Origin of the sequence: Streptomyces sp. NPDC059092 (assembly GCF_042756365.1) — a bacterium.
Taxonomy (GTDB): Bacteria; Actinomycetota; Actinomycetes; order Streptomycetales; family Streptomycetaceae; genus Streptomyces.
The window spans coordinates 66,259-88,052 of record NZ_JBHZEJ010000031.1; the positions used below are offsets into that span (position 1 = coordinate 66,259).

The following is a 21,794-nucleotide window of genomic DNA, read 5'->3' on the forward strand; positions in this document are numbered from 1 at the left end:
CTCCACGGAAGGAGAACCCGCGCATGCACCCGTCCACGGCGCCGTACGACCCGGAGACGCCTCGGCCCGTACGGCGCCGGACCGTCTGTGCCCTCGGTGCGGCCACGGCACTCACCGCGGCCCTCGCCCCCGCGGGCCCCGCCGCCTCTGCCGCGCCCGCTGCCTCCGCCGCCCCGGTCGACCCCGCTGCCCCCGCTGCCTCCCCTGTCTCCGACACGCCTGCCTTGTCCGTCCCGGCCGACCCCTTCTTCTCGTACAGCCGCCCCGCCGTCCACGGCGTGGTGCGCGAGGACGTACGCGTGCCGCTGCACGACGGCGGACACCTGGCCGGCCAGCTCTACCGGCCCGCCGACGCCTCGGGCCGCCCGGCGCCCGGCACCTTCCCGGGCATCGTGTACGAGTACACCGCCTACGCCGCGAGCCTGGAGGCGTTCGGGGACGGCGCGTCCTTCTTCGTCCGCCGCGGGTACAACGCGCTGGTCTGCCAGGTCCGCGGATCGGGGGCGTCCCCCGGCACGGTCGACCCGTTCGGCCCGCAGGAGCAGCGGGACAACTACGACGTCATCGAATGGCTCGCCCGGCACCCCGCCTCCACCGGCCGCATCGGGCAGATGGGCGTCAGCTACGGCGGGCACACCACCCTGCTCGCCGCGGTGAACCGTCCGCCGCACCTCAAGGCCGTCGTCCCGATGAACGGCATCAGCGACTGGTACGAGAACACCATCTACCGCGGCGGCATCTACTCGGCCCGCATTCGCGACTGGCAGCAGGCGACAGCGCCCGACACCCTCCGGACCTACGCCGCCCACCCGCTGTACGACGACTTCTGGCGCCGGCGCAGCGTGATGTCCCGCTGGAACGCGCTCACCGTGCCCGTCCTGGAGATCAACGGCTGGTACGACCGGTACCGGGACGGCATGGTGAAGAACCACCTCGCCCAGCCCGAGCACGTATGGCTGGTGTCGGGGCCGTGGGAGCACGGCTACCCCGAGGGCCAGTACGCCGGCATCGGCCCCGGCGGCTACCTCGCCTGGTGGGACCACTGGCTCGCGCGGGACCGGCGTGCTCCGCTGCCCGCCGCGCGCGTCACCTCGTACGAGATTCCGGGCCCCGGGGCGGGCGGCGGCTGGCAGCGGTTCGCCCGGTGGCCACCGCCCGACGCCGGCGACCTGAGGCTCCGGCTGCGACCCGACGGCTCGCTGCGGTCGGCGCCCGGCCAGGCCGCGGTGTCCTCCTTCGACGTCAACACGGGGACCACCGCTCCCGGAGAGCACCAGCAGCTCCGTTTCACCACGCCGGTGCTGCGCCGCGACCACGTCCTCGCGGGCGACGCCACGGTCCGCGTCCGCGCCTCCTTCACCGCCGACGACGGCAACATCGCTGCGGTGTTCTTCGACCAGGCGCCGGACGGCACCGCCACGAGGATCACCTCGGGATGGCTCAAGGCGAGTCACCGGCACGGCCATACGAAGCTCTCGCGCGTCAACCCGGGTACGTACTACGACCTGGACATACACATCTGGCCCACGCACTACCGGCTCTCGGCGGGCCACCGGCTGGTGCTGCGCGTCTCCAGCGACGACCACCCGGAGATCGACTCCGACGCCCCGGCGGGCCGCGTGGATCTGCGGCTCGGTGCGGGTGGCTCGGCGCTGCGTCTCACGGTACGGAACACCCAGGCGGCTTCCGCCTGACCTCCCGGGAGCGGCCGGCCGGCGGTGGGCGGCCGTCACTGGTCGCTCCCAGCGGTGTCGCGCACCGGCGCATGGCGGTTCTGGGCGGGGATGTGGGGGCTGTCGACCGCGTACTGGGCGGCCTGGATCCGATAGAGGTCGCGGAAGACCCCGGGCCCTGCGGTCTCGTCGGACAGCAGCTCCGTGAAAGTGCCGCTCTCCACGACGCGGCCCTGGTCGAGAACGTGGATCAGGTCCGCGGCCCGCACCGAACCGAGCCGGTGGGTGATGAGGATGACGGTCTGTCCGGAGTCGGCGAGCCGGCGGATCTGTTCGAAGAGCTGCTGTTCCGCCCTGGCGTCGAGGGCCGAGGTCGGCTCGTCGACGACGAGGATGCGGGCCGCCCGGTAGTGCGCGCGGGCCAGGCCGAGGCGCTGCCACTGACCGCCGGAGAGCTGGTGCCCGCCCTTGTACCCACGGGCCAGCAGGGTCCGCCAGCCGCGCGGCAACTCCTCGATCAGCCGCTCCGCGCCCGCGTACCGCACCGCCTCCTCCAGCCGCTCCCGGCTCGTCGGCACCTCGGGGCGCCCGATGCTGACGTTCACCTCGGCGGTGAAGGGCCAGCGGTAGAAGTCCTGGCCCACGACGGCGACGCGCGAGACCAACTCCTGCCGGTCGGCCTCGGCCGCGTCCACGCCGTCCCACCGGATGCGGCCCGAGTCCGGCTGGTAGAGCCCGCACAGGAGCTTGATCAGGGTGCTCTTGCCGCTGCCGTTCTCCCCCACCAGCGCGACGATCCGGCCGGTCGGAATGGTCAGGCTCGCCCCGTCGAGTGCCTTCTTGTTGTCCTTGCCCCGGTAGGTGAAGACGACGTCCTCGAAGGTGATCGCGGCCGGCTCCGCGGGCAGCGGGCGCCCGCCGACCGGGATGGCCCGCCCCTCCGCCTCCTCGCAGAGCCGGTGCAGATCCTCGACGAACAGGCTCTCCTCATGCAGGTAGTTCACCTGGAGCACCAGGTTCTCCAGGCTGGACGAGCCGGTACGGATGGCGAGCACGGCGGTGCCGCCGACGGAGAGAGCCATCGCCCCCGTCCACAGCAGTCCGCCGAGCGTGGCGTAGGCGGCGGCCGTCGCCAGTCCGGTCCACCCGGCGGCGATCAACCCCGTACGGGCGGAGATCCTGGCCAGCCTGCGCTGCTCCGCCTCCTGCGACTGCGACATCGCACGGAAGTGGTGCAGCAGGAACGGCCCGACGTTGTGCACCCTGATCTCCGGGGCCGCGTCGGTGGAGATCAGCAGACTGCTGATGAGGCTTCCGGCCCGAGAATGCTGCACCCATGCCTGGAACGACAGATACCGGTGCCGGGCCACGGTCAGGGCCGCCCACGCGCTGGGCAGCGTCATCGCGACGAGCAGCGGCAGCAGCACCGGGTGCAGTACGGCGAGGACCCCGGCGGCGGCGATCAGTGACATCAGGGCGTTCATGACGTTCTGGCAGTACTGCACCATGCGGCGGGCCGACCCGGCGCCGTACTGGGCGCTGTCGAGGAGCTTGTGGAACTCGTCGTCCTCGACGGCCGCCAGCTCGACCCTGGCGGTGTGCGACAGATACCGCTCGGTGGCGACCCGCTCGACCTTGGGCTCCAACTGCCCCGTACCCGCAGTGGACAGGGCCCGCAGCACCGCGCCGGCCAGCGCCGTACCGCCCGCGACCGCCAGCGCCGGCGCCGCCTGCGTGAGCCGCTCGGCCGTGGTGCCCTCGCCGAGGAGATGGGTCAGGACCCGGTTCACGGCGATCAGCCCGACCGCCTGGCTGACGCCCCGTCCGATCTCGGCGCACGTGACCAGCCGTAAAGCGCCCTTGTCCGCCTCCACAGCCAGCCGGATCGTCGTACCGACCAGGCGCGGCAGCCGGGTGACCATGGACCGTAAGCTCAACTGGAGGAACGCGTCGTCGTGTTTGTTCCAGCCCATGTCGTACCGCAGCGGCCCGCCGAACAGCGTGCGCTCCGACTCGGACGTCGGTGTCACCTTCTGTTCGGGCTCGGTCACCACTTGTTCGGACTCGGTCGCCGTCTGTTCGGACCCACCGGTCCGGGGTTCTCGCGTCGTCATGAGTGCTCCGTCGGTCGTCGGCAGCCGTCAGCCCTTTCCGCGATGAACCGACCGCGGAAAGCGCGCGTACGGACAGTCTGCCAACCACCACTGACAGTGAGCCCCCGATTATCGTCCGCCCCCGGTCCGCCCCCGGTCCCGCCCCCGGTCAGCCCGCCTTCGCCTGAGCCGAGATCCCCCCGTCGACGGGCATCGCGACGCCCGTGACGAACGAGGACCGGTCGCCGCACAGCCAGAGCGCGGCCTCCGCGATCTCCTCCGGCGCGGCCATGCGCTTCTGGATCTGTGGGGCGATGAACGCCTGCTCCAGCCCGGGGACCTGGCGTACCGCCTCGTCGATCATCTCGCTGCGCGTGGTGCCGACGACGAGCGCGTTGACGCGGATGCCCCGCTCTCCGTACTCGGAGGCGGCGGCGCGCGTGATGCCGAGGATCGCGTGTTTGGAGGCGACGTACGGTACGGAGGCGCCGGTGGCGTAGCGGCCCGCCGTACTGCTGGTGTTGACGATGGATCCGCCACGTCCCGAGGCGAGCATCACCGGCAGTTGGTGCTTCATGCAGTTCCACACCCCCCGCACGTTGACGTTCATCGTGCGCTCGTACACCTCGTCGTCCGTCTCGTGCAGACAGGATTCGAGGGTGGCGTAACCGGCGTTGTTGAAGGCGCAGTCGAGGCCGCCGAACTCTGCCACGGCCGCCTCGACGGTACGCCGGACGTCGCCGGAGTCGCTGACGTCGCCGGGGACGGCCAGGGCGCGCCCGCCCGCCGCGGTGATCTCCTCCGCCAGGGCCTGGAGCCGGTCGGCGCGGCGCGCCGTCATGACGACCGCGGCGCCCTCGCGCGCGAAGAGTTTCGCGGCTGCCGCGCCTATCCCGCTGGAGGCCCCGGTGATCATCGCGACGCGGCCGGCCAGCAGGCCCTCGCGACGCCCGTCCGCGTTCTCTCGGTACGTGCTCTCCCGTGTGGTCATCGGCCGAGCATAAGAGCCGCCGCATCGGTACCGAAGCCGCCGCGGCGATCCGTCAACGTACCGATACCGGGGGCGCCTTGCTCCCCGTACGGTCCTGCGCACCGGCCGGGACCCGCCGGGGCCCGGCCGAGGACAGCCACTGGCATAGTGCCCGCATGCGCCGATGGATACGGAACCGGATATCGACCGCCCGGCGCCCGGCCGCCCTGGCGGCGACGCTCGCCACCGTCCTCGCCACGGCCACGGTGCCCGCCGCGGCCGACAACTCCCGCGAGGTGGCGCTACGGCTCGAAGCCCCCGCGGCCTTCCGTATGTACAACGCCGACGAGGGCGCCGAGGCCGCCAACAGTGACTTCGTCGTGCCCGTCGCCGTCGTGCGCGGCGGCGGCGGAAGCCCGGGCCGCAACGTCAAGGTCGTCGTGGACACGTCGGGGCTGGCGGGCGTCGCCCGGGCGGGCAAGGGCGGTTACGGTAACTGCACCGGCGCAGGCCCCGTGTTCACCTGCGCGTACGGAGACGTGCAGAACGGCGACGGGGAGGCCAACGCGCCCTTCACCCTGCACGGCGTGGACGGCGTACGGCCGGGCGACAGCGGGACGGTGACGTACACCGCCACCGCCGACAACGCGGGCACCGTCACCGGCACGACCCGCATGACCGTAGGCGGCCCCACCCTGCACACGCCGGAGCAGGAGAAGCCGGTCAAGGGGGTGGAACCGGGTACGTCCGTACCGCTGACCCCGAGGTTCGCCAACCACAGCCGGTTCACGACGGAGAACGGCGTCGCGCTGCGCATCACCGCGCGCGACGGCCTGCGGCTGACGTCACGCCCCGGCAGCTGCTCCTTCGACACCGCGTTCACCTCGGCGTGGTGCACGTTCCCCACCCGGGCCGCCGCGCGGACCGCGTACCGCGTCAACTCCCCGATCACCTACACGGCCGCCCCCGGCGAGCCGGCGGGCACGCTGTCCTGCTCCTGGCCGTCCGACCCCCAGGAGCCCGACGGCCTGACGGTGCGCGGTACGGACGCCCCGCTGACCCTGACCAGGACGGCCACCCCCGGCGGCCTCACGTACGGCGGCAGCGAGGTCCACGTCGAGACCACCGTGCAGGCCGACTACGAAGCGGTCGGGGCGACCGTACGGGGCCGGGTGGGCGACACGGTGAAGGTCCGGCTCGGACTGCGCGACCACGGCCCCGGCCGAGCGGCCGACACCGAGGCGCACATCAAAGCCGGCAAGGCCGACCACCTGCTCTAGCGCGCGACGCAGGGCAGTGAGGCACGGTCACGGGGCGCGGGGGCATCGCCCGCGCCCCGGTGGCCCCGTGCCGGGGCGCGGGGTGCCGTCAGCTCTCGTAGTGGTAGCGGCACTGCGCGATCAGAACCCCGTCTTCGGTGGCCTTGTAGATCAGCCGGTGCTCGTCGTTGATGCGGCGCGACCAGTAGCCCTGGAACCCGTGCTTGAGCGGTTCCGGTTTGCCGATCCCCTCGTTGCCGTTCCGGGCGATGTCCGTGATGAGCACATTGATACGCTTCAGGATCTTCCGGTCCTGAAGCTGCCACCACAGATAGTCCTCCCATGCCCGCGAGGAGAAGGTGATCTTCACGCACGGCTCTGGTCGTCGGGCGTCAGCTCACGCACCGTGCCGCCGCCGCTCTCCAGCTCGTCGATGGACGCGAGCAGGCGCCGGGCGTTGGCGGGACTCCGCAACAGGTACGCGGTCTCCTTCAGGGACTCGTAGTCCTCAAGGGAGACTATGACGACGGGGTCGTGTCCAGCCCGGGTGATGACAACCTCTTCACGGTCGTCATTGACGGAGTTGAGCACCTCGGCATACCGCGCGCGGGACTCGGAATACGTCATGGTCTTCACAGGCAACCCCTCTCACGTACAAGAAACTGTACGTCCAGACGTGTGGCGCGGCAAGTGCGGTCACCGGTCGGCGCCGCCCAGGGCCCTCAGCGCCACATTGAGCTCCAGGACATTGACCCGCGGCTCCCCGATGAAGCCCAGCGTCCGCCCCGTCGTGTGGGCGTCCACCAGGGCGCGTACCCGGTCGGCCGGCAGGTGGTTGCGTGCCGCGACGCGGTTGGACTGGAGGCGGGCGTACGCCGGGGAGATGTCGGGGTCGAGGCCCGAGCCCGAGGAGGTGACCGCGTCCGGGGGGACGGCGTCGGGGGTGACCGGGTGGCCCGGGGTGGAGTTGTCCTTGATGACGGCGGCCTTGGCGGCCGTCACCCAGGCGATGAGTTCCTTGTTGTCGCCGGCCCGGTTCGTCGCGCCCGAGAGCAGCAGCCGGTACTGGGTGTTGACCGTGTTGGTGCCCAGGCCCCTGGACGGGCGCGGCTGGAACCAGCGCAGGTCGGGGCGGGGCGGTTCGGTGGTGTCGGAGGGGTTCTTCTTCGGCAGGAGGTAGCTCTGGCCGATCAGTTCCGAGCCGACCACCTTGCCGCCGGAGGTGATCTCCGAACCGTTGGCCCGATGGGCGAAGAGGCCCTGGGCGACGCCGGTGACGGCCAGCGGGTAGACGATCCCGCAGACCACGGTCAGGACGAGCAGGGCGCGCAGCCCGGCCCACAGCAGGCGCGCGGTGGTGCGTACGGAGGTGTTCATGACGGTCAGCCGATTCCGGGGATGAGGGAGATGAGCAGGTCGATGATCTTGATGCCGACGAAGGGGGCGACGAGGCCGCCGAGGCCGTAGATCCCGAGGTTGCGCCGGAGCATCCGGTCCGCGCTGGTCGGCCGGTACCGTACGCCTCTCAGCGCCAGCGGTACGAGCACGATGATGATCAGCGCGTTGAAGACGACCGCCGAGAGGATCGCGGACTCGGGCGACGACAACCGCATGATGTTGAGCTTGTCCAGGCCCGGGTAGACCACCGCGAACATCGCCGGGATGATCGCGAAGTACTTCGCGACGTCGTTGGCGATGGAGAACGTCGTCAGCGCGCCCCGCGTGATCAGGAGCTGCTTGCCGATCTCCACGATCTCGATCAGCTTGGTCGGGTTGGAGTCCAGGTCCACCATGTTCCCGGCCTCCTTGGCTGCCGAGGTGCCGGTGTTCATGGCGACGCCGACGTCCGCCTGGGCGAGCGCGGGCGCGTCGTTCGTGCCGTCGCCGGTCATCGCGACGAGCTTGCCGCCCGCCTGTTCCCGCTTGATCAGGGCCATCTTGTCCTCGGGCGTGGCCTCGGCGAGGAAGTCGTCCACGCCCGCCTCCTCCGCGATCGCCCGCGCGGTCAGCGGATTGTCGCCGGTGATCATGACGGTCCTGATGCCCATGCGGCGCAGCTCGTCGAACCGCTCCCGCATGCCGTCCTTGACGACGTCCTTGAGGTGGATGACGCCCAGGACGCGCGCGCCCGCGCCGTCCTCGACGGCCACCAGCAGCGGCGTACCGCCCGCCTGGGAGATGGCGTCGGTCAGTTCGCGGGTGTCCGCCGAGACCTGGCCGCCGCGCTCGGTGACCCAGGCGGTCACCGAGCCCGCCGCGCCTTTGCGCACCTTGCGCGCGGCGCCGTCCTCCGTGATGTCGACGCCCGACATCCGGGTCTGTGCCGTGAAGGCGATCCACTCGGCGCCGGCCAGTTCGCCCTGGTGGCGCTCGCGCAGCCCGTACCGCTCCTTGGCGAGGACGACGACGGAGCGGCCCTCGGGCGTCTCGTCGGCGAGGGAGGAGAGCTGGGCGGCGTCGGCCAGTTCGGCCGGGTCCGTGCCGCGTACGGGGACCAGCTCGGCGGCCTGCCGGTTGCCGAGCGTGATGGTGCCGGTCTTGTCGAGCAGCAGCGTCGACACGTCGCCCGCCGCCTCGACCGCGCGCCCCGACATGGCCAGGACGTTGCGCTGGACGAGGCGGTCCATCCCGGCGATGCCGATCGCGGAGAGCAGCGCGCCGATGGTGGTCGGGATCAGACAGACCAGCAGCGCCGCCAGTACGATCATCGACTGCTCGGCGTGGGCGTACTTCGCGAACGGCTGGAGGGTGACCACCGCCAGCAGGAAGACGATCGTGAGGGACGCGAGGAGGATGTTCAGCGCGATCTCGTTGGGCGTCTTCTGCCGGGCCGCGCCCTCGACCAGGGCGATCATCCGGTCGATGAACGTCTCGCCGGGCCTGGTCGTGATCTTGACGACGATCCGGTCGGAGAGCGCCTTCGTACCGCCGGTGACGGCCGAACGGTCGCCGCCCGACTCGCGGATGACGGGGGCGGACTCGCCGGTGATCGCGGACTCGTCCACGGAGGCGACGCCCTCGGTCACATCGCCGTCGCCGGGGATGATGTCGCCCGCCTCGCAGACCACCAGGTCACCGATGCGCAGCTCCGTACCCGGGACCCGTTCCTCGCCCGCGTCGGGGCCACGGCCGGTGAGCCGGCGCGCGACCGTGTCCGTCTTGGCCTTGCGGAGCGTGTCGGCCTGCGCCTTGCCGCGGCCCTCCGCGACGGCCTCCGCGAGATTGGCGAAGACGACGGTCAGCCAGAGCCAGGCGGCGATCGCCCAGCCGAACCAGGCGCCCGGGTCCAGGATCGCCAGTACGGTCGTGAGGACCGAGCCGACCTCGACCACGAACATCACCGGGGATTTGATCATCACCCGGGGGTCGAGCTTCCTCAGCGCGTCCGGGAGGGACCTGATCAACTGCTGGGGGTCGAAGAACCCCACGCCGACCCGGCCGGTGGACCCGGCGGACCCGGAGGAGAGGTCGCTGTGCGGCGCGCGCGCCGGGGTGGGGCCGGAGGAGCCGAAGGGACCGGTGGGGCCGGCGGGAGTGGACATCGCGTCCTCTTGCTTCTTCCTACGTGTACGAGCGGTCATGACGCCAGCCCCTCGGCCAGCGGCCCCAGCGCCAGGGCGGGGAAGTAGGTCAGCCCGGTGACGATGAGGATCGCGCCGACGAGCAGGCCGGTGAACAGGGGTTTGTCGGTGCGCAGGGTGCCCGCCGTCGAGGGGACGGGCCGCTGCCCGGCCAGCGATCCCGCCAGCGCGAGCACGAACACCATCGGGACGAAGCGGCCGAGCAGCATCACGATCCCGAGGCTCGTGTTGAACCACTGGGTGTCCGCGTTCAGCCCGGCGAAGGCGGAGCCGTTGTTGTTGGCGGCCGAGGTGTACGCGTACAGGATCTCGGAGAAGCCGTGCGGGCCCGAGTTGGTCATCGAGTGGCCCGGGGTGGGCAGCGCCATGGCGACGGCCGTGAAGCAGAGCACCAGCGCCGGGGTGACGAGGATGTAGCACGCGGCGAACTTGATCTCGCGGGTGCCGATCTTCTTGCCCAGGTATTCGGGCGTACGTCCGACCATCAGACCGGCGAGGAACACCGCGATGACGGCCATGATCAGCACCCCGTACAGCCCGGAGCCGACCCCGCCGGGCGCGATCTCGCCGAGCTGCATGCCCAGCAGCGCGATCCCGCCGCCGAATCCGGTGAAGGAGGAGAGGAAGGCGTTGACCGCGCCGGTCGAGGTGAGCGTGGTGGCGACCGCGAAGATCGACGAGCCGCCGACCCCGAACCGGGTCTCCTTGCCCTCCATCGCACCGCGCGCGATGTCGAACGCCGGGGCTCCGTGGTGGAACTCGGTCCACACCATCAGCGCGGTGAAGCCGAGCCAGATCGTCACCATCGCGGCGAGGATCGCGTACCCCTGCTTGACCGAGCCGGCCATCCTGCCGAAGGTCCGGGTCAGCGCGAACGGGATGAGCAGGATGAGGAAGACCTCGAAGAGGTTGGAGATCCCGTTGGGGTTCTCGAAGGGGTGGGCGGAGTTTGCGTTGAAGTAACCGCCGCCATTGGTACCCAGCTCCTTGATGGCCTCCTGGGAGGCGACCGCGCCACCGTTCCATTGCTGGGGCCCGCCGATGAACTGGCCGACCTCGTGGATGCCGGCGAAGTTCTGGATGGCTCCGCAGGCGACGAGGACGACGGCGCCGATGACGGAGATCGGCAGCAGGATCCGTACGGTGCCACGCACCAGGTCGGCCCAGAAGTTGCCCAGTTCGCCGGTACGGGAGCGGGTGAAGCCCCGTACGAGCGCCACCGCGACGGCCATGCCGACTGCGGCGGAGAGGAAGTTCTGCACGGCGAGCCCGCCGGTCTGGACGACCGGACCCATGGACTGCTCGCCGTAGTACGACTGCCAGTTGGTGTTGGAGACGAACGACGCGGCGGTGTTGAACGCCTGGTCCGGGTCGATCGAGGAGAAGCCGAGCGAGCCGGGGAGTCCGCCCTGGACGCGTTGGAGCAGATAGAGGAAGAGGACGCTCACCAGGGAGAAGGCGAGGACCCCGCGCAGGTAGGCGGGCCAGCGCATCTCGGTGGCGGGGTTGGCGCCGATGGCCCGGTAGATCCACTTCTCGACCCGCAGATGCCGGACGGATCCCGCGTCGGAGGAGGATCCGGCATCGGAGGAGGAGCAGGAGGCCGGGGAGTAGACGCGGGCCATGTGGTCGCCGAGCGGACGGTACGCCAGCCCCAGCGCCACGATCAGCGCGAGCAACTGGAGCGTACTGGCGAGGACAGCACTCATGACGGGGCTCAGAACCTCTCCGGGAACAGCAGGGCGAGGACGAGATATCCCAGCAGGGCGACGGCCACGACCAGGCCGACGATGTTCTCGGCGGTCACAGCTTCGCCACCCCCTTGGCGACGAGGGCCACCAGTGCGAAGACCGCGACCGTGGTGACGACGAAGGCCAGATCGGCCATCGTGAGCTCCTGAATGAGGTTCGGTACGGGTGAGGTACGGCGGGAAGTGGATGGGATGTCCTGAGGAAGCCGGACGCCCTGAGGCAGCCGGACGCCCTGAGGCAGCCGGACGTCCTGAGGCAGCCGGACGTCCTGGCGGAACCGGACGTCTTGAGGAAACCCCCTCATTCGGGGCTTCCGTCTTCCGTTGACGGTGTCCATACGGCTCCGGCCACCCGCTTGACGGCTCCCTTACGCCCTGCGGGGATCGCCGGTTGACGCGGGCGCCGGCTGGATACGATGAAGGGCGGCTCCGCGCGTTGACGCTGCTGATTGATATGAGCGAGGAAAGGAATCCTTGGATATGACGACCGAGACGTTCGAGTTTCAGGTGGAAGCACGCCAGCTCCTCCAGATGATGATCCATTCGATCTACTCGAACAAGGATGTATTTCTTCGTGAGCTGGTCTCCAACGCCTCCGACGCGCTGGACAAATTGCGGCTGGAAGTCCTCCGCAGCGAACTTCAGGAAGACGTTTCGGACCTCCACATCGACATCGAGGTCGACAAGGAACAGCGCACGCTGACTGTACGTGACAATGGCATCGGAATGTCGCACGACGATGTGGTGGACCTCATCGGCACCATCGCGAATTCCGGTACGGCGAAGTTCCTGAAGGAGATGAAGGAAGCCAAGGAGTCGCAGGACGCGGCGGCTTCCGAAGAACTCATCGGGCAGTTCGGCGTCGGCTTCTACTCCAGCTTCATGGTGGCCGACGAGGTCACCCTGCTGACCCGGCGGGCGGGCGAGAGCAAGGGCACCCGCTGGCAGTCCACGGGCGAGGGCACGTACACGGTCGACACGGTCGACGAGGCGCCGCGGGGCACTGCGGTGACGCTGCGGCTGAAGCCGGAGGACGCCGAGGACCAGCTCTTCGACTACACGTCCACGTGGAAGATCAAGGAGATCGTCAAGCGGTACTCGGACTTCATCACCTGGCCCATCAGGATGGCCGCCGAGGCGAAGCCCGCCGTGGACACGGCGGACGGGGACGCCGCCGAGGCGCCCGGGGCCGAAGCCGAAGCCGAAGCCGAGACGATCAACTCGATGAAGGCGCTGTGGGCCCGGTCCAGGAGCGAGGTGACCGACGAGGAGTACAGCGAGCTGTACAAGCACGTCAGCCACGACTGGACCGACCCGCTCGAAACCATCCGTATGCAGGCGGAAGGCACCTTCGAATATCAGGCGCTGCTCTTCCTCCCGTCCCACGCACCGCAGGATCTGTTCACGCAGGGCAGCAAGCGCGGAGTCCAGCTCTATGTGAAGCGCGTCTTCATCATGGACAACTGTGAAGCGCTGATGCCCGACTATCTGCGCTTCGTCAAGGGTGTGGTCGACGCCCAGGACCTTTCGCTGAATGTGTCGCGCGAAATCCTTCAGCAGGACCGGCAGATCCAGTTGATGCACCGGCGCCTGGTCAAGAAGGTGCTGTCGACGGTGAAGGAGATGAGGGCCGACCGTCCGGAGTCGTACGCGACGTTCTGGAAGGAATTCGGCCGGGTCGTCAAGGAAGGGCTGCTCAGCGACTTCGAGAACCGCGACGCGATTCTCGGGATCTCGTCGTTCGCCTCGACCCACTCCACCCACGAAGAAGACGGGGTGACCACCCTCCAGCAGTACGTGGAGCGTATGAAGGAGGGGCAGCAGCACATCTTCTACATGACGGGCGAGTCCCGTACGGCGATCGAGAACTCGCCGCACATGGAGGCCCTGCGCGCCAAGGGCTTCGAGGTGCTGCTCCTGACCGACCCCGTCGACGAGGTGTGGGTCCAGTCGGTCCCCGAGTTCGACGGCAAGCCGCTGCAGTCGATCGCCAAGGGTGAGGTCGACCTCGACACCGACGAGGAGAAGAAGGAGGTCGAGGCGGAGCGCGAGAAGCAGCAGCAGGACTTCGCCGCGCTGCTGACCTGGATGTCCGGGAAGCTGGGCGAGCACGTGAAGGAGGTACGGCTCTCCTCGCGCCTCACGGTGTCGCCCGCCTGCATCGTCGGCGACACGTTCGACGTGACACCCGCGCTGGAGAACATGTACCGCGCCATGGGCCAGGACGTGCCCCACATCAAGCGGATCCTCGAACTCAACCCGACGCACCCGCTGGTCATCGGCATGCGTACGGCCCACGCCGGCCGGAAGGCGGATACGACAGACGCGACGGACGCCACGGACACGGAATCGACCGACGCCGGCCTGACCGACGCCGCCGAACTGGTCTACGGGATGGCGGTCCTCGCCGACGGCGGCGAGCTGACCGATCCGTCACGCTTCGTCAAGCTGATGGCGGACCGGCTGGAGCGAACCCTCTAGTTACCGGGCTTCCGGCGGCAGGATGCGGAACACTTCGGAGGGCGGTCACTGGCGCCAGTGGCCGCCCTCCGGCGTACGTACGCCCTTCCGCGTGCTCCGGAGCGCGCCCCGTGCACCATGGTTCAAAGATTGCGCAACCTCTAAAGTGTTGCCATGGATGATCACGGCAGAACGGAATGGGAAGTCGCGGTCCTCGACGGAGGACCCGCGAACGGGGTACGGATGCGGGTCGCCGACCGGCCGTCCGTGGTGCAGGTGACGTACCCCTGCGAGCTGGACGGCCCTTCGGGCGGCGCCCAGGTGGACGCGCTCTTCGTCTACCGGCGCGACCTGCGCGTACAGGGCGAGCCCCTGCGCTACGGCTTCGATCTGGCCAGCCCCTGAAGGCCTGACCACCGACGGCCGACAGCCGACAGCCGGACGGACCCCTCAGCGGTTCGAGGAGGCGGAGGGGGAAGAGGGAGACGTAGACGAGGAGGAAGAAGAAGCAGGCGCGGCGGGCGAGGAGGAAGAGGACGGCGGGGCGGGCGGGACGGCGGCGTCCACCGTGCGGTCGCCCTCCTCCTTCATCGCCTTCGTCTCACTCTTGAGGATGCGCAGGGACTTGCCCACGGCCCGTGCGGTGTCCGGCAGCTTCTTCGAGCCGAACAGGACGATGATCACGATGGCCACGATCAGCAGGTGCCAAGGCTCCAACCCGTTACGCAACATGCCGTCCCGCCTTTCTCTCGTCGAATCTCTCGCCGAATCTTTCGTCGACTCCCGAATCGGCCGGCGCCCCGCGCCACTTCCGCACCCGGGGCCCGCACCTCTCACTAAAGTTGCTACATTGCGCAACTGTACAACCAAGAGGCCGGCCGCAGGGATGAGGGCGCACATATGGCAGGCAGCCGACAGCACACGGCATCCGCACGCACGAGCCGTCGCGCCACCCCCGGCCGCTCCCGGCGGCGCAAGCGGAACGGACTGCGGACGTCGTTCGTCATCACCCTCTCCCTGCTGGTGCTCGCCTCCGCCGGAATCGGCTGGATCTACCTCAAGCTCAGCGGGAACATCAACACCTTCAGCGCGGGCGGCCTCTCCGACAACCGGCCCGTAGGCACCTCCAAGGGCCAGAACGTGCTGGTCATCGGCTCGGACGCGCGGACGGACGGCAACAGTTCGCTGGGCGGCGGCGACAAGGACGACGTCGGCCGCTCCGACACCGCGTTCCTGCTGCACATCTACGCCGACCACCAGCACGCGGTCGCCGTCTCCATACCGCGCGACACGCTCCTCGACATCCCGCCCTGCCGGCTGCCCGACGGAACGTGGACGAAGACGCAGGTCAACACCATGTTCAACGCGGCCTTCACCGTGGGACAGAGCGCCCAGGGCAACCCCGCCTGCACCCAGAACACCATCGAGCACCTCACCGGACTGCGCGTCGACCACACCGTCGTCGTCGACTTCAAGGGGTTCGCGAAGCTGACCGAGGTGGTCGGCGGGGTCCAGGTGTGCCTGCCCCAGGACATCTACCAGAAGGACCTCAACCCCAACCGCCCCCAGCGCGGAAAGCGCATCTTCACCCAGGGCGCCCAGACCGTCTCCGGCCAGCAGGCGCTGGACTACGTACGGATCCGGCACGGCATAGGCGACGGCTCCGACATCGGCCGGATCAAGCGCCAGCAGGCCTTCGTCGCCGGTCTGCTCAAGAAGGTGAAGAGCGACGGTCTCACCCCCACCAAGCTGCTGCCGCTCGCGAACGCGGCGACCCGGTCGATGACCGTCGATCCGGGGCTCGGTTCCGCCGACAAGCTGATCAGCTTCATGATGTCGCTCAAGGACATCGACCTGCACAACACCAAGTTCGTCACCATCCCCTGGCGGTACGAGGGCGCGCGCGTCGCGATCGTCGAGCCGGACGCCTCCGAGCTGTGGGCGGCGCTGAAGGCGGACCGTACGGTCGACGGCAAGGACGCCAGCGGCACCAAGGGCGCGGGGGCCGACGGGGCCACCTCCTCCCCCACACCGAGCCCCACCGACAAGGCCGCCGACGAGGTCTCCGGGGGCGGCATCAGCGTCACCGTCCACAACGGCACCACCGTCACCGGGCTGGCCGCGCGGGCCTCCCGCGCCCTCACGGACCACGGCTTCCTCGTCACCGGCACCGCCACGGCGAGCAGCCAGGACCACACCACCACCGTGATCGAGTACGGCACCGGTCTGGAGGACCGGGCCAGAACCGTCGCGCGGGTCTTCCCGGGGGCGCGGGTCACGCCCGTCTCCACCACCTCGGGCATCGATGTCGTGCTCGGCACGTCGTACGCGGACGCCTCGGCCGGCGGGTCGGGCGACGCCACCGGATCCCCCTCCGCATCGGCCTCCGGCACCGGCTCCGTACCGTCCGCCGTGGCCGACGACGCCCGCTCCGCCGACGACGACCCCTGCTCGAACCTCTCCTACGGCTGAGCCGCGCTCCCACAGCTCAGCTCGTGACGTTGCTCGTGACGCCGCTCGTGACGTCCCCTCGCCACCGCGAGGCCGACGGCGTACAGCGCGAGGACCAGGGCGAGCAGGACGTAGTAGAGCGCGGGCAGCGACGGCATCCCGAGGGCCGGGCCCAGCGGGGAGAGCGGCAGCAGCAGCCCGGTCACGGCGAGCCCGGCGGCGGCCCAGCGGACCGGGCTCGGCGCGCGGCGGCCCTCACCGGTACGGCCCTCGCCCGCACCACGTGTGCTCGTGCGCGTGCTCGTACGCAGCAGGAGCATCACCAGCGCCTGGGTGAGCAGGTTCTCCGTGAACCACCCGGAGTGGAAGGCCGCCTGGCTGCTCCCGTCCACCGTCGTGTGGAGGGCGAGCGCGAGCACCGCGAACGTCGCCAGGTCGGCGGTGGCGTTGATCAGCCCGAACCCCGTGATGAACCGGAGGAACGCGCGCGACCGCAGCTCGGTGGGCCGGCGCAGCGCCTCGGCGCCCGGCCGGTCGTACGCGAAGGCGAGCTGCGCCGCGTCGAAACAGAGGTTCTGCACGAGGACCTGGGCGGGGAGCATCGGCAGGAAGGGCAGGAGCAGGCCCGCGACGAGCATCGCGATGACGTTGCCGAGGTTCGAGGAGAGAGTGATCCGCAGATAGGTGGCGATGTTGCCGCTGGAATGGCGCCCGGCGCTGATCGCGTGGTCGATCGCGGTGAGGTCCTTCTTCGCCAGGACGACATCGCTGGATTCGCGCACGACGTCGACGGCGTCGCGCGGGCAGATCCCGACGTCGGCGGCGTGCAGCGCGGGCAGGTCGTTGACGCCGTCGCCGAGGAAGCCGGTGGTGTGACCGTCGGCGCGTACGGCGGCGACGATACGGGCCTTGTGCTCGGGCGTGCAGCGCGCGAAGACGGTGGTGCGCCGGGCGACCTCGGCGAGTTCGGCGTCGGTGAGGCCGTCGATGCGGTCGGCGGTGACCACCTCGCCCTCGCCCGGCGGCCCCAGCGGGACCCCCAGGTCCTGGCAGGCGCGGGCCGCCGTTCCCGGGTGGTCGCCCGTGAGAATCCTGACGGTGACGCCCCTGGACGCGAAGACCTCCAGCGCGTCCGCCGCCGTCGGGGCGAGCGCGTCGCGCAGGGACACGAACCCCCGGAAGTCGAGGCCGCGTTCGTCGGCCGGGGTGTAGTCGCGGCGCCGGGCCGGCCGCTCGGCGGTGGCGACGGCCAGCAGCCGCAGCCCGCTGTCCGCCTCGCGGGCGGCGAGGGCGGTGAGCCGGGCGCGTTCGTCGTCGTCGAGCGCGCACCGCTGGAGTACGTCGGCGACGGCGCCCTTGACGACGAGGGTGTGCGTGCCCAGACCCCCCGGCCGCCGGACGACCGCCGTGGAGAGGCGCCGTACCGGATCGAACGGCAGGGCCGCGACCCCCTCGTACCCCGCCGGTCCCCCCTCGGCGTCCTCTCCGTCCTCCCCTTCCGCCGCGTCGAGAATCGCCTCGTCGAGCGCGTCGGGAGCGGGTAGATCGGCCAGTTGCAACGTCCACCAGGCGTTGACGGCGGCCCAGTGCAGTACGCCCGGGTCGACGTCGCCGTGCGCGTCCGTCGCCCGGTCCAGGACCGGCCGGTCCTGGGTGAGGGTGCCCGTCTTGTCCAGGAACAGTACGTCGACGGCGCCCAGGTCGTGCAGCGCGGGCAGCCGCTTGACGATGACGCTGTGGTGGCGCGCGAGGAGCGACGCGCCCCGGGCGAGCGCCGTGGTGACGATGACCGGCAGCATCTCCGGCGTCAGCCCGACCGCTACCGCGACGGCGAACGGCAGCGTCTCCAGACCCCGGCCGCGCAGCGCCGCGTTGGCCATCAGGACCAGCGGCGGTGTCAGCAGCATGAACCGGATCAGGACCCAGGAGATCCCGTGCACCGAGCGGTCGAAGGCGCTGGCGGGGCGCCGTCCCGGGCGGCCACGCGCCGCGCCCCACCGGGTACGGGTACCGGTCGCGAGGACGACCGCCGTTCCGCTCCCGGAGGCCACGCTGCTGCCCTGGAAACAGAGATGCGGCTGCCCGAACACTCCGAGGTGGCCGCCCGCGCCGGGGAGCTCCTCGCCGGGCACGTCGACCGCGTGCTTGGCCACCGGGGCCGACTCGCCGGTCAGCGGGGCCTGATGGACGGTCAGACCGCTGGCCCGCAGCAGCCGTACGTCGGCGGGCACCAGGTCGCCGGGGCCGAGGCGGATCACGTCGCCGGGCACGAGCTGGTCGACGGGGATCTCCCGGGGCCGCGGCTGCGGATCGCCCCCGCCCGCACGGTCGGTGCGCCGCAGTACGGTGGCCGTGGTGGCCACCAGGTCCCGCAGCGTGGCCATGGACCGGTCGGCGCGGTGCTCCCCCGACGAGCGCAGCAGACAGCTCACGGCGACGAGCGAGAGGATCACGAGGGCGGTGCCCCAGGCGGAGACGGTCGCGGACACCAGACCGAGGCAGAGCAGTACGGCGGTGAACGGATCCCGCAGGCTCCGTACGAAAAGGCGTGGCCAGGAGGCCGTGCTCCACTCGGGCACGGCGTTCTCGCCGTACCGGACCAGGCGCTCCTCGGCCTCCGCGTCGGTCAGTCCGCGCGGCCCGCTGTCGAGGTGGCGCAGCACTTGGAGGGCGGTGAGCGGGGAGGCCCGGCCCCGCGGATCCCGGTGCTCGGCCGCATCGGTGCCGGTGCCGCTGCCGGTGTCCGTTTCCGCCGAGGCGCCCCAGGCGGCAGGCCCTGGCACCACGGACTCGGACATGACGGTCTCAGGCGCCGACGTCGCTGATGCGCCGCGGCCCCGACGCGAGCGCCGCGCGGTCGGTGAGCTGGCCCACCATCAGCCGTACGACGGTCACGACGTCGGGGTCGTCGACGAAGTAGACCTGCCGCCGGCCCTCCCTGCGCGAACGTACGAGACCGGCCAGCTTCAGCTTGGTGAGGTGCTGGCTCACGGCGGGCAGCGCGCCGCCGACCCGCTCCGCGAGCCCCGTCACGTCGCTCTCGCCCTGTGCCAGTACCCAGACGATGTGCAGCCGCGCCGATGACGCCAGCAGTCCGAACGCGGCGGCGGCGTCCGCCAGCACCTCGGCGGAAGGATCCCCGAGGCCGCCGCCACCTGCCGTCACGATCGCTCTCCTGTCCCACGCGGGCCGTCCGCCCGCGTATCCGTGCCCGATCCCCCGTCCGAATCCCCTGCCCGAACCCAACGGCTCAGTCTAGGGGCTGTCCTTACGGAGGGATCTCGGACCAAGGAGGCACACGTACGGGCTCACCGACGTGCGGTACGGGCGTGCTGCACGGTTCCATGGGCCGTTCCGGGCGCGGCGGCGCGGCCACCCGTCAGGGTTGCTTCGGGGGTTCGTTCGGCTCGACGATCGTGCCGGTGACGACACGGCGCCCACCCTGCGAGCCGTCCTGGGCGCCGCCCGGGGACTCGCCCTCGTGCGCACCGCCCGCGGCGGCGCTGTCCGCCTTTCCTTCCTCCTTGAACGCTTTCTTCTCGCTCTTGAGGATGCGGGCGGCCTTGCCCGCGGATCGGGTCAGCTCGGGAAGTTTCTTCACCCCGACCACCACGGCGATGACGATGAGGATCACGGCCAGTTCACTCAAGCCGAACATCAGGTCTGCTCTCTCCCGGGAACGTCCGCGGCCGTCCTGCCGCCGTGTCGCCGCAACATCTACAGCGCTGTAGAAGTATTCCGCATCGACCGCACACGCAACAAGGCCGACGTCAGGGCCACCCTTGCACGGACTCCCGCAGGACGTCAGTGGCACCGTCTGTGCAGGTGGTCACAGCGGCACGCCGAGCGCCCGCTTGGTGGAGCGGTACCGGGCCAGGAAGACCGGGCGCAGCCAGCGCACCGACGCCGGGAAATTGCCCAGCAGCGCCGTGTGCCCCGGGACCCGGTCGGGGTCGTCCAGCAGGCCGAACACGAGATGCGGCCCCGTGCGCGGGCCTCCGTGGACGATCGCACCCCGCAGCCGGGGGACCTCACGGTCCGGCACCCGGGGGAACAGCTCCAGCAGGACCGGCTCCTCCTCGTCGAGGTTTCTGTTCAGGATCGACTGGACCCGCATCGCGGACGGCAGCCCCGTCATCGCGGCCTCGCCGACGACCACCAGGACCTCGCCGCGCCCACCGGTCACCTCGCGGGCCGCGATCGTGTCGACCGCGCGGGCGAGGGTGTGCAGCTCGGCGTCGAGCGCCTCGCGCTCGGGGGCCATGCCTTCCAGCTCGGCGACGGGCCCGGGGTAGAGCCCGCACAGCACCGGCCAGAGCAGATCGGACTCGCTCACGCGCTGGCCGTGGACGAACTCGATCAGCCACCGGGCCGTGCTGACGAGCGTCCGCACATCGACGGGCCGACCGTCGGCGAGCGCCGAGAACGACGCGGTGACAAGCGTCGCGCCGCGGCGCATGAGGATGTGTTCGGCGAGAAGTTCGTCGTGGATACGCGTGCGTTCCGCGCGGAGCGCGGGTGAGACAGCCATCGTCCGTCGGTCCCCCTTCTTCGCTGCGGGCACGTGGGAGGGCTCGATCCGCCCGTCCGCGGGCACACCCGCCGAGGCGCTCCGGGATGAGAGCACCTCACGCTGTGGAAATGCCCGTCACACCAACCCCTCACACCACACATCTCCTCTCATAACGCTTCCCATACGCCCTTACCCTCCCTCTTTACGCTTTCGCCGCATCCTTCCGCATTCCCACCCACACACCCTCATTTCGCCCCGACCTGAAGTTGTCCACAGGCTGAGGGGGGTCTCGACGTGATGTCAGCGGCCCAGCGCAGAATGGGGTCATGACTGAGATCAACGGTTCGACGCCGGACGCGACGCGGGACTCGGGACAGGACGCGAGGCAGGACGCGGGGCTGGGCTCGGGGCTGGACTCCGCGCGGGGCTCCGTGCCGGAGTGGGAGAAGCGCTTCCGGGCCCCCCGGGTCTCCCTGCCCGACTGGGCGGAGGACGCGCCGGAGCGGTCGCTGTTCGTGTCCAACGCGACGGGGACGTATGAGCTGTACGCGTGGGATCGCGCGACGGGTGCGCAGCGTCAGGTGACCGACCGGCCGAACGGGACGACGGACGGCGTGCTCTCGCTCGACGGCGAGTGGATCTGGTGGTTCTCCGACACGGACGGGGACGAGTTCGGGGTCTGGATGCGCCAGCCGTTCTCCGGCGCGCGGGAGACCGGCGCGGAGACGGCGGCGGAGCGCGGGACCGGACCCGACGAGCCGGCGGCGCCGGGGCTGGATCCCTCCTATCCCGCCGGTCTGGCGCTGGGGCGGGACGGGACGGCGGTCGTCGGACGGTCGACCGACGAGGACGGCTCGACGGTCCATGTCGTACGGCCGGGCGCGGCGCCGGCCGAGATCTACCGCCACCGGGAGTCGGCCGGGGTCGGGGATCTGTCGCACGACGGCACGCTGCTCGCGATCGAGCACACCGAGCACGGGGACGCGATGCACTCGGCGGTGCGGGTGCTGCGGCTGGACGGCTCGGTGGTCGCCGAGCTGGACG

The 21,794-nt window shown here is 70.6% G+C and carries 20 protein-coding genes; 6 read left to right on the forward strand and 14 right to left on the reverse strand.

Features of this window, described 5'->3' with window-relative positions; translation table 11 throughout:
* Window positions 1-23 precede the first annotated feature (23 nt).
* Window positions 24-1,694, forward strand: coding sequence for a CocE/NonD family hydrolase (locus tag ACFXPL_RS19630; RefSeq protein ID WP_384920673.1), 1,671 nt, complete (start codon window positions 24-26; stop codon window positions 1,692-1,694).
* 35 nt (window positions 1,695-1,729) lie between these two features.
* Here ACFXPL_RS19630 and ACFXPL_RS19635 read toward each other — a convergent pair whose 3' ends face one another.
* A complete protein-coding gene (locus ACFXPL_RS19635) occupies window positions 1,730-3,787 on the reverse strand; it encodes an ABC transporter ATP-binding protein (protein WP_384920676.1) in 2,058 nt (685 codons plus the stop codon).
* A gap of 148 nt (window positions 3,788-3,935) precedes the next feature.
* Complete coding sequence (locus tag ACFXPL_RS19640) at window positions 3,936-4,682, reverse strand: SDR family NAD(P)-dependent oxidoreductase (RefSeq protein ID WP_384920726.1); 747 nt, start codon at window positions 4,680-4,682, stop codon at window positions 3,936-3,938.
* A gap of 230 nt (window positions 4,683-4,912) precedes the next feature.
* Here ACFXPL_RS19640 and ACFXPL_RS19645 point away from each other — a divergent pair, with 230 nt between their 5' ends.
* The gene (locus ACFXPL_RS19645; protein ID WP_384920679.1) at window positions 4,913-6,016 is read left to right on the forward strand and encodes a hypothetical protein; all 1,104 of its coding nucleotides are present in this window, start codon (window positions 4,913-4,915) and stop codon (window positions 6,014-6,016) included.
* Between the two features lie 88 nt (window positions 6,017-6,104).
* Here the strand turns inward: ACFXPL_RS19645 and ACFXPL_RS19650 are convergent, their stop codons facing one another.
* Genes ACFXPL_RS19650 through ACFXPL_RS19680 form a run of 7 tightly spaced genes read right to left on the reverse strand, consistent with a single transcriptional unit; the run spans window position 6,105 to window position 11,631 of the window.
* Window positions 6,105-6,365 carry a Txe/YoeB family addiction module toxin gene (locus ACFXPL_RS19650; RefSeq protein WP_384920682.1) on the reverse strand — a complete coding sequence of 87 codons (261 nt, stop codon included), beginning with the start codon at window positions 6,363-6,365 and terminating at the stop codon, window positions 6,105-6,107.
* Window positions 6,362-6,631: a type II toxin-antitoxin system Phd/YefM family antitoxin gene (locus ACFXPL_RS19655; RefSeq protein WP_384920685.1), complete on the reverse strand. Its 270-nt coding sequence runs from the start codon at window positions 6,629-6,631 to the stop codon at window positions 6,362-6,364. The genes ACFXPL_RS19650 and ACFXPL_RS19655 overlap by 4 nt, the downstream gene beginning before the upstream one ends.
* A gap of 60 nt (window positions 6,632-6,691) precedes the next feature.
* The gene (locus ACFXPL_RS19660; RefSeq protein ID WP_384920688.1) at window positions 6,692-7,372 is read right to left on the reverse strand and encodes a potassium-transporting ATPase subunit C; all 681 of its coding nucleotides are present in this window, start codon (window positions 7,370-7,372) and stop codon (window positions 6,692-6,694) included.
* Window positions 7,373-7,377: 5 nt separating this feature from the next.
* Window positions 7,378-9,537 carry a potassium-transporting ATPase subunit KdpB gene (gene kdpB, locus ACFXPL_RS19665; protein ID WP_384920690.1) on the reverse strand — a complete coding sequence of 720 codons (2,160 nt, stop codon included), beginning with the start codon at window positions 9,535-9,537 and terminating at the stop codon, window positions 7,378-7,380.
* 35 nt (window positions 9,538-9,572) lie between these two features.
* On the reverse strand, window positions 9,573-11,285 hold the full coding sequence (kdpA, locus tag ACFXPL_RS19670) for a potassium-transporting ATPase subunit KdpA (RefSeq protein ID WP_384920693.1): 1,713 nt from the start codon (window positions 11,283-11,285) through the stop codon (window positions 9,573-9,575).
* Window positions 11,286-11,293: 8 nt separating this feature from the next.
* On the reverse strand, window positions 11,294-11,383 hold the full coding sequence (gene kdpF, locus ACFXPL_RS19675) for a K(+)-transporting ATPase subunit F (RefSeq protein WP_037727062.1): 90 nt from the start codon (window positions 11,381-11,383) through the stop codon (window positions 11,294-11,296).
* Entirely contained in the window at window positions 11,380-11,631 is a 252-nt protein-coding gene (locus ACFXPL_RS19680; RefSeq protein ID WP_384920697.1) for a hypothetical protein, read from the reverse strand. Before ACFXPL_RS19680 ends, kdpF begins: the two co-directional genes overlap by 4 nt.
* A gap of 175 nt (window positions 11,632-11,806) precedes the next feature.
* Between ACFXPL_RS19680 and htpG the strand changes: the two genes are divergently transcribed.
* Entirely contained in the window at window positions 11,807-13,807 is a 2,001-nt protein-coding gene (gene htpG / locus ACFXPL_RS19685) for a molecular chaperone HtpG (RefSeq protein ID WP_384920700.1), read from the forward strand.
* 153 nt (window positions 13,808-13,960) lie between these two features.
* The gene (locus ACFXPL_RS19690) at window positions 13,961-14,191 is read left to right on the forward strand and encodes a hypothetical protein (protein WP_384920703.1); all 231 of its coding nucleotides are present in this window, start codon (window positions 13,961-13,963) and stop codon (window positions 14,189-14,191) included.
* Window positions 14,192-14,236: 45 nt separating this feature from the next.
* On the opposite strand, the gene tatA is transcribed toward ACFXPL_RS19690, so the two are convergent.
* On the reverse strand, window positions 14,237-14,518 hold the full coding sequence (gene tatA, locus ACFXPL_RS19695; protein WP_384920705.1) for a Sec-independent protein translocase subunit TatA: 282 nt from the start codon (window positions 14,516-14,518) through the stop codon (window positions 14,237-14,239).
* 168 nt (window positions 14,519-14,686) lie between these two features.
* Here tatA and ACFXPL_RS19700 point away from each other — a divergent pair, with 168 nt between their 5' ends.
* The gene (locus ACFXPL_RS19700) at window positions 14,687-16,258 is read left to right on the forward strand and encodes an LCP family protein (RefSeq protein WP_384920708.1); all 1,572 of its coding nucleotides are present in this window, start codon (window positions 14,687-14,689) and stop codon (window positions 16,256-16,258) included.
* Here ACFXPL_RS19700 and mgtA read toward each other — a convergent pair.
* The 4 genes from mgtA to ACFXPL_RS19720 all read right to left on the reverse strand — a co-directional run bounded on the left by mgtA (window position 16,249) and on the right by ACFXPL_RS19720 (window position 20,768).
* A complete protein-coding gene (mgtA, locus tag ACFXPL_RS19705; protein WP_384920711.1) occupies window positions 16,249-19,035 on the reverse strand; it encodes a magnesium-translocating P-type ATPase in 2,787 nt (928 codons plus the stop codon). The genes ACFXPL_RS19700 and mgtA overlap by 10 nt on opposite strands.
* A gap of 7 nt (window positions 19,036-19,042) precedes the next feature.
* On the reverse strand, window positions 19,043-19,405 hold the full coding sequence (locus ACFXPL_RS19710; protein WP_384920729.1) for an ArsR/SmtB family transcription factor: 363 nt from the start codon (window positions 19,403-19,405) through the stop codon (window positions 19,043-19,045).
* Between the two features lie 211 nt (window positions 19,406-19,616).
* Window positions 19,617-19,895, reverse strand: coding sequence for a twin-arginine translocase TatA/TatE family subunit (locus ACFXPL_RS19715; protein WP_384920714.1), 279 nt, complete (start codon window positions 19,893-19,895; stop codon window positions 19,617-19,619).
* 171 nt (window positions 19,896-20,066) lie between these two features.
* Complete coding sequence (locus ACFXPL_RS19720) at window positions 20,067-20,768, reverse strand: hemerythrin domain-containing protein (RefSeq protein ID WP_384920717.1); 702 nt, start codon at window positions 20,766-20,768, stop codon at window positions 20,067-20,069.
* 308 nt (window positions 20,769-21,076) lie between these two features.
* Between ACFXPL_RS19720 and ACFXPL_RS19725 the strand changes: the two genes are divergently transcribed.
* Window positions 21,077-21,794: TolB family protein (locus tag ACFXPL_RS19725; RefSeq protein ID WP_384920719.1), on the forward strand; the 718-nt coding region annotated here is incomplete at its 3' end.

Bases quoted from the DNA above. Each gene is read 5' to 3' on its own strand.
- ACFXPL_RS19630 (WP_384920673.1), top strand. From the start codon at position 24: ATGCACCCGTCCACGGCGCCGTACGACCCGGAGACGCCTCGGCCCGTA.
- ACFXPL_RS19635 (WP_384920676.1), bottom strand. From the start codon at position 3,787: ATGACGACGCGAGAACCCCGGACCGGTGGGTCCGAACAGACGGCGACC.
- ACFXPL_RS19640 (WP_384920726.1), bottom strand. From the start codon at position 4,682: ATGATCACCGGGGCCTCCAGCGGGATAGGCGCGGCAGCCGCGAAACTC.
- ACFXPL_RS19645 (WP_384920679.1), top strand. From the start codon at position 4,913: ATGCGCCGATGGATACGGAACCGGATATCGACCGCCCGGCGCCCGGCC.
- ACFXPL_RS19660 (WP_384920688.1), bottom strand. From the start codon at position 7,372: ATGAACACCTCCGTACGCACCACCGCGCGCCTGCTGTGGGCCGGGCTG.
- kdpB (WP_384920690.1), bottom strand. From the start codon at position 9,537: ATGTCCACTCCCGCCGGCCCCACCGGTCCCTTCGGCTCCTCCGGCCCC.
- kdpA (WP_384920693.1), bottom strand. From the start codon at position 11,285: ATGAGTGCTGTCCTCGCCAGTACGCTCCAGTTGCTCGCGCTGATCGTG.
- ACFXPL_RS19680 (WP_384920697.1), bottom strand. From the start codon at position 11,631: ATGAGGGGGTTTCCTCAAGACGTCCGGTTCCGCCAGGACGTCCGGCTG.
- htpG (WP_384920700.1), top strand. From the start codon at position 11,807: ATGACGACCGAGACGTTCGAGTTTCAGGTGGAAGCACGCCAGCTCCTC.
- ACFXPL_RS19690 (WP_384920703.1), top strand. From the start codon at position 13,961: ATGGATGATCACGGCAGAACGGAATGGGAAGTCGCGGTCCTCGACGGA.
- tatA (WP_384920705.1), bottom strand. From the start codon at position 14,518: ATGTTGCGTAACGGGTTGGAGCCTTGGCACCTGCTGATCGTGGCCATC.
- ACFXPL_RS19700 (WP_384920708.1), top strand. From the start codon at position 14,687: ATGGCAGGCAGCCGACAGCACACGGCATCCGCACGCACGAGCCGTCGC.
- mgtA (WP_384920711.1), bottom strand. From the start codon at position 19,035: ATGTCCGAGTCCGTGGTGCCAGGGCCTGCCGCCTGGGGCGCCTCGGCG.
- ACFXPL_RS19715 (WP_384920714.1), bottom strand. From the start codon at position 19,895: ATGTTCGGCTTGAGTGAACTGGCCGTGATCCTCATCGTCATCGCCGTG.
- ACFXPL_RS19720 (WP_384920717.1), bottom strand. From the start codon at position 20,768: ATGGCTGTCTCACCCGCGCTCCGCGCGGAACGCACGCGTATCCACGAC.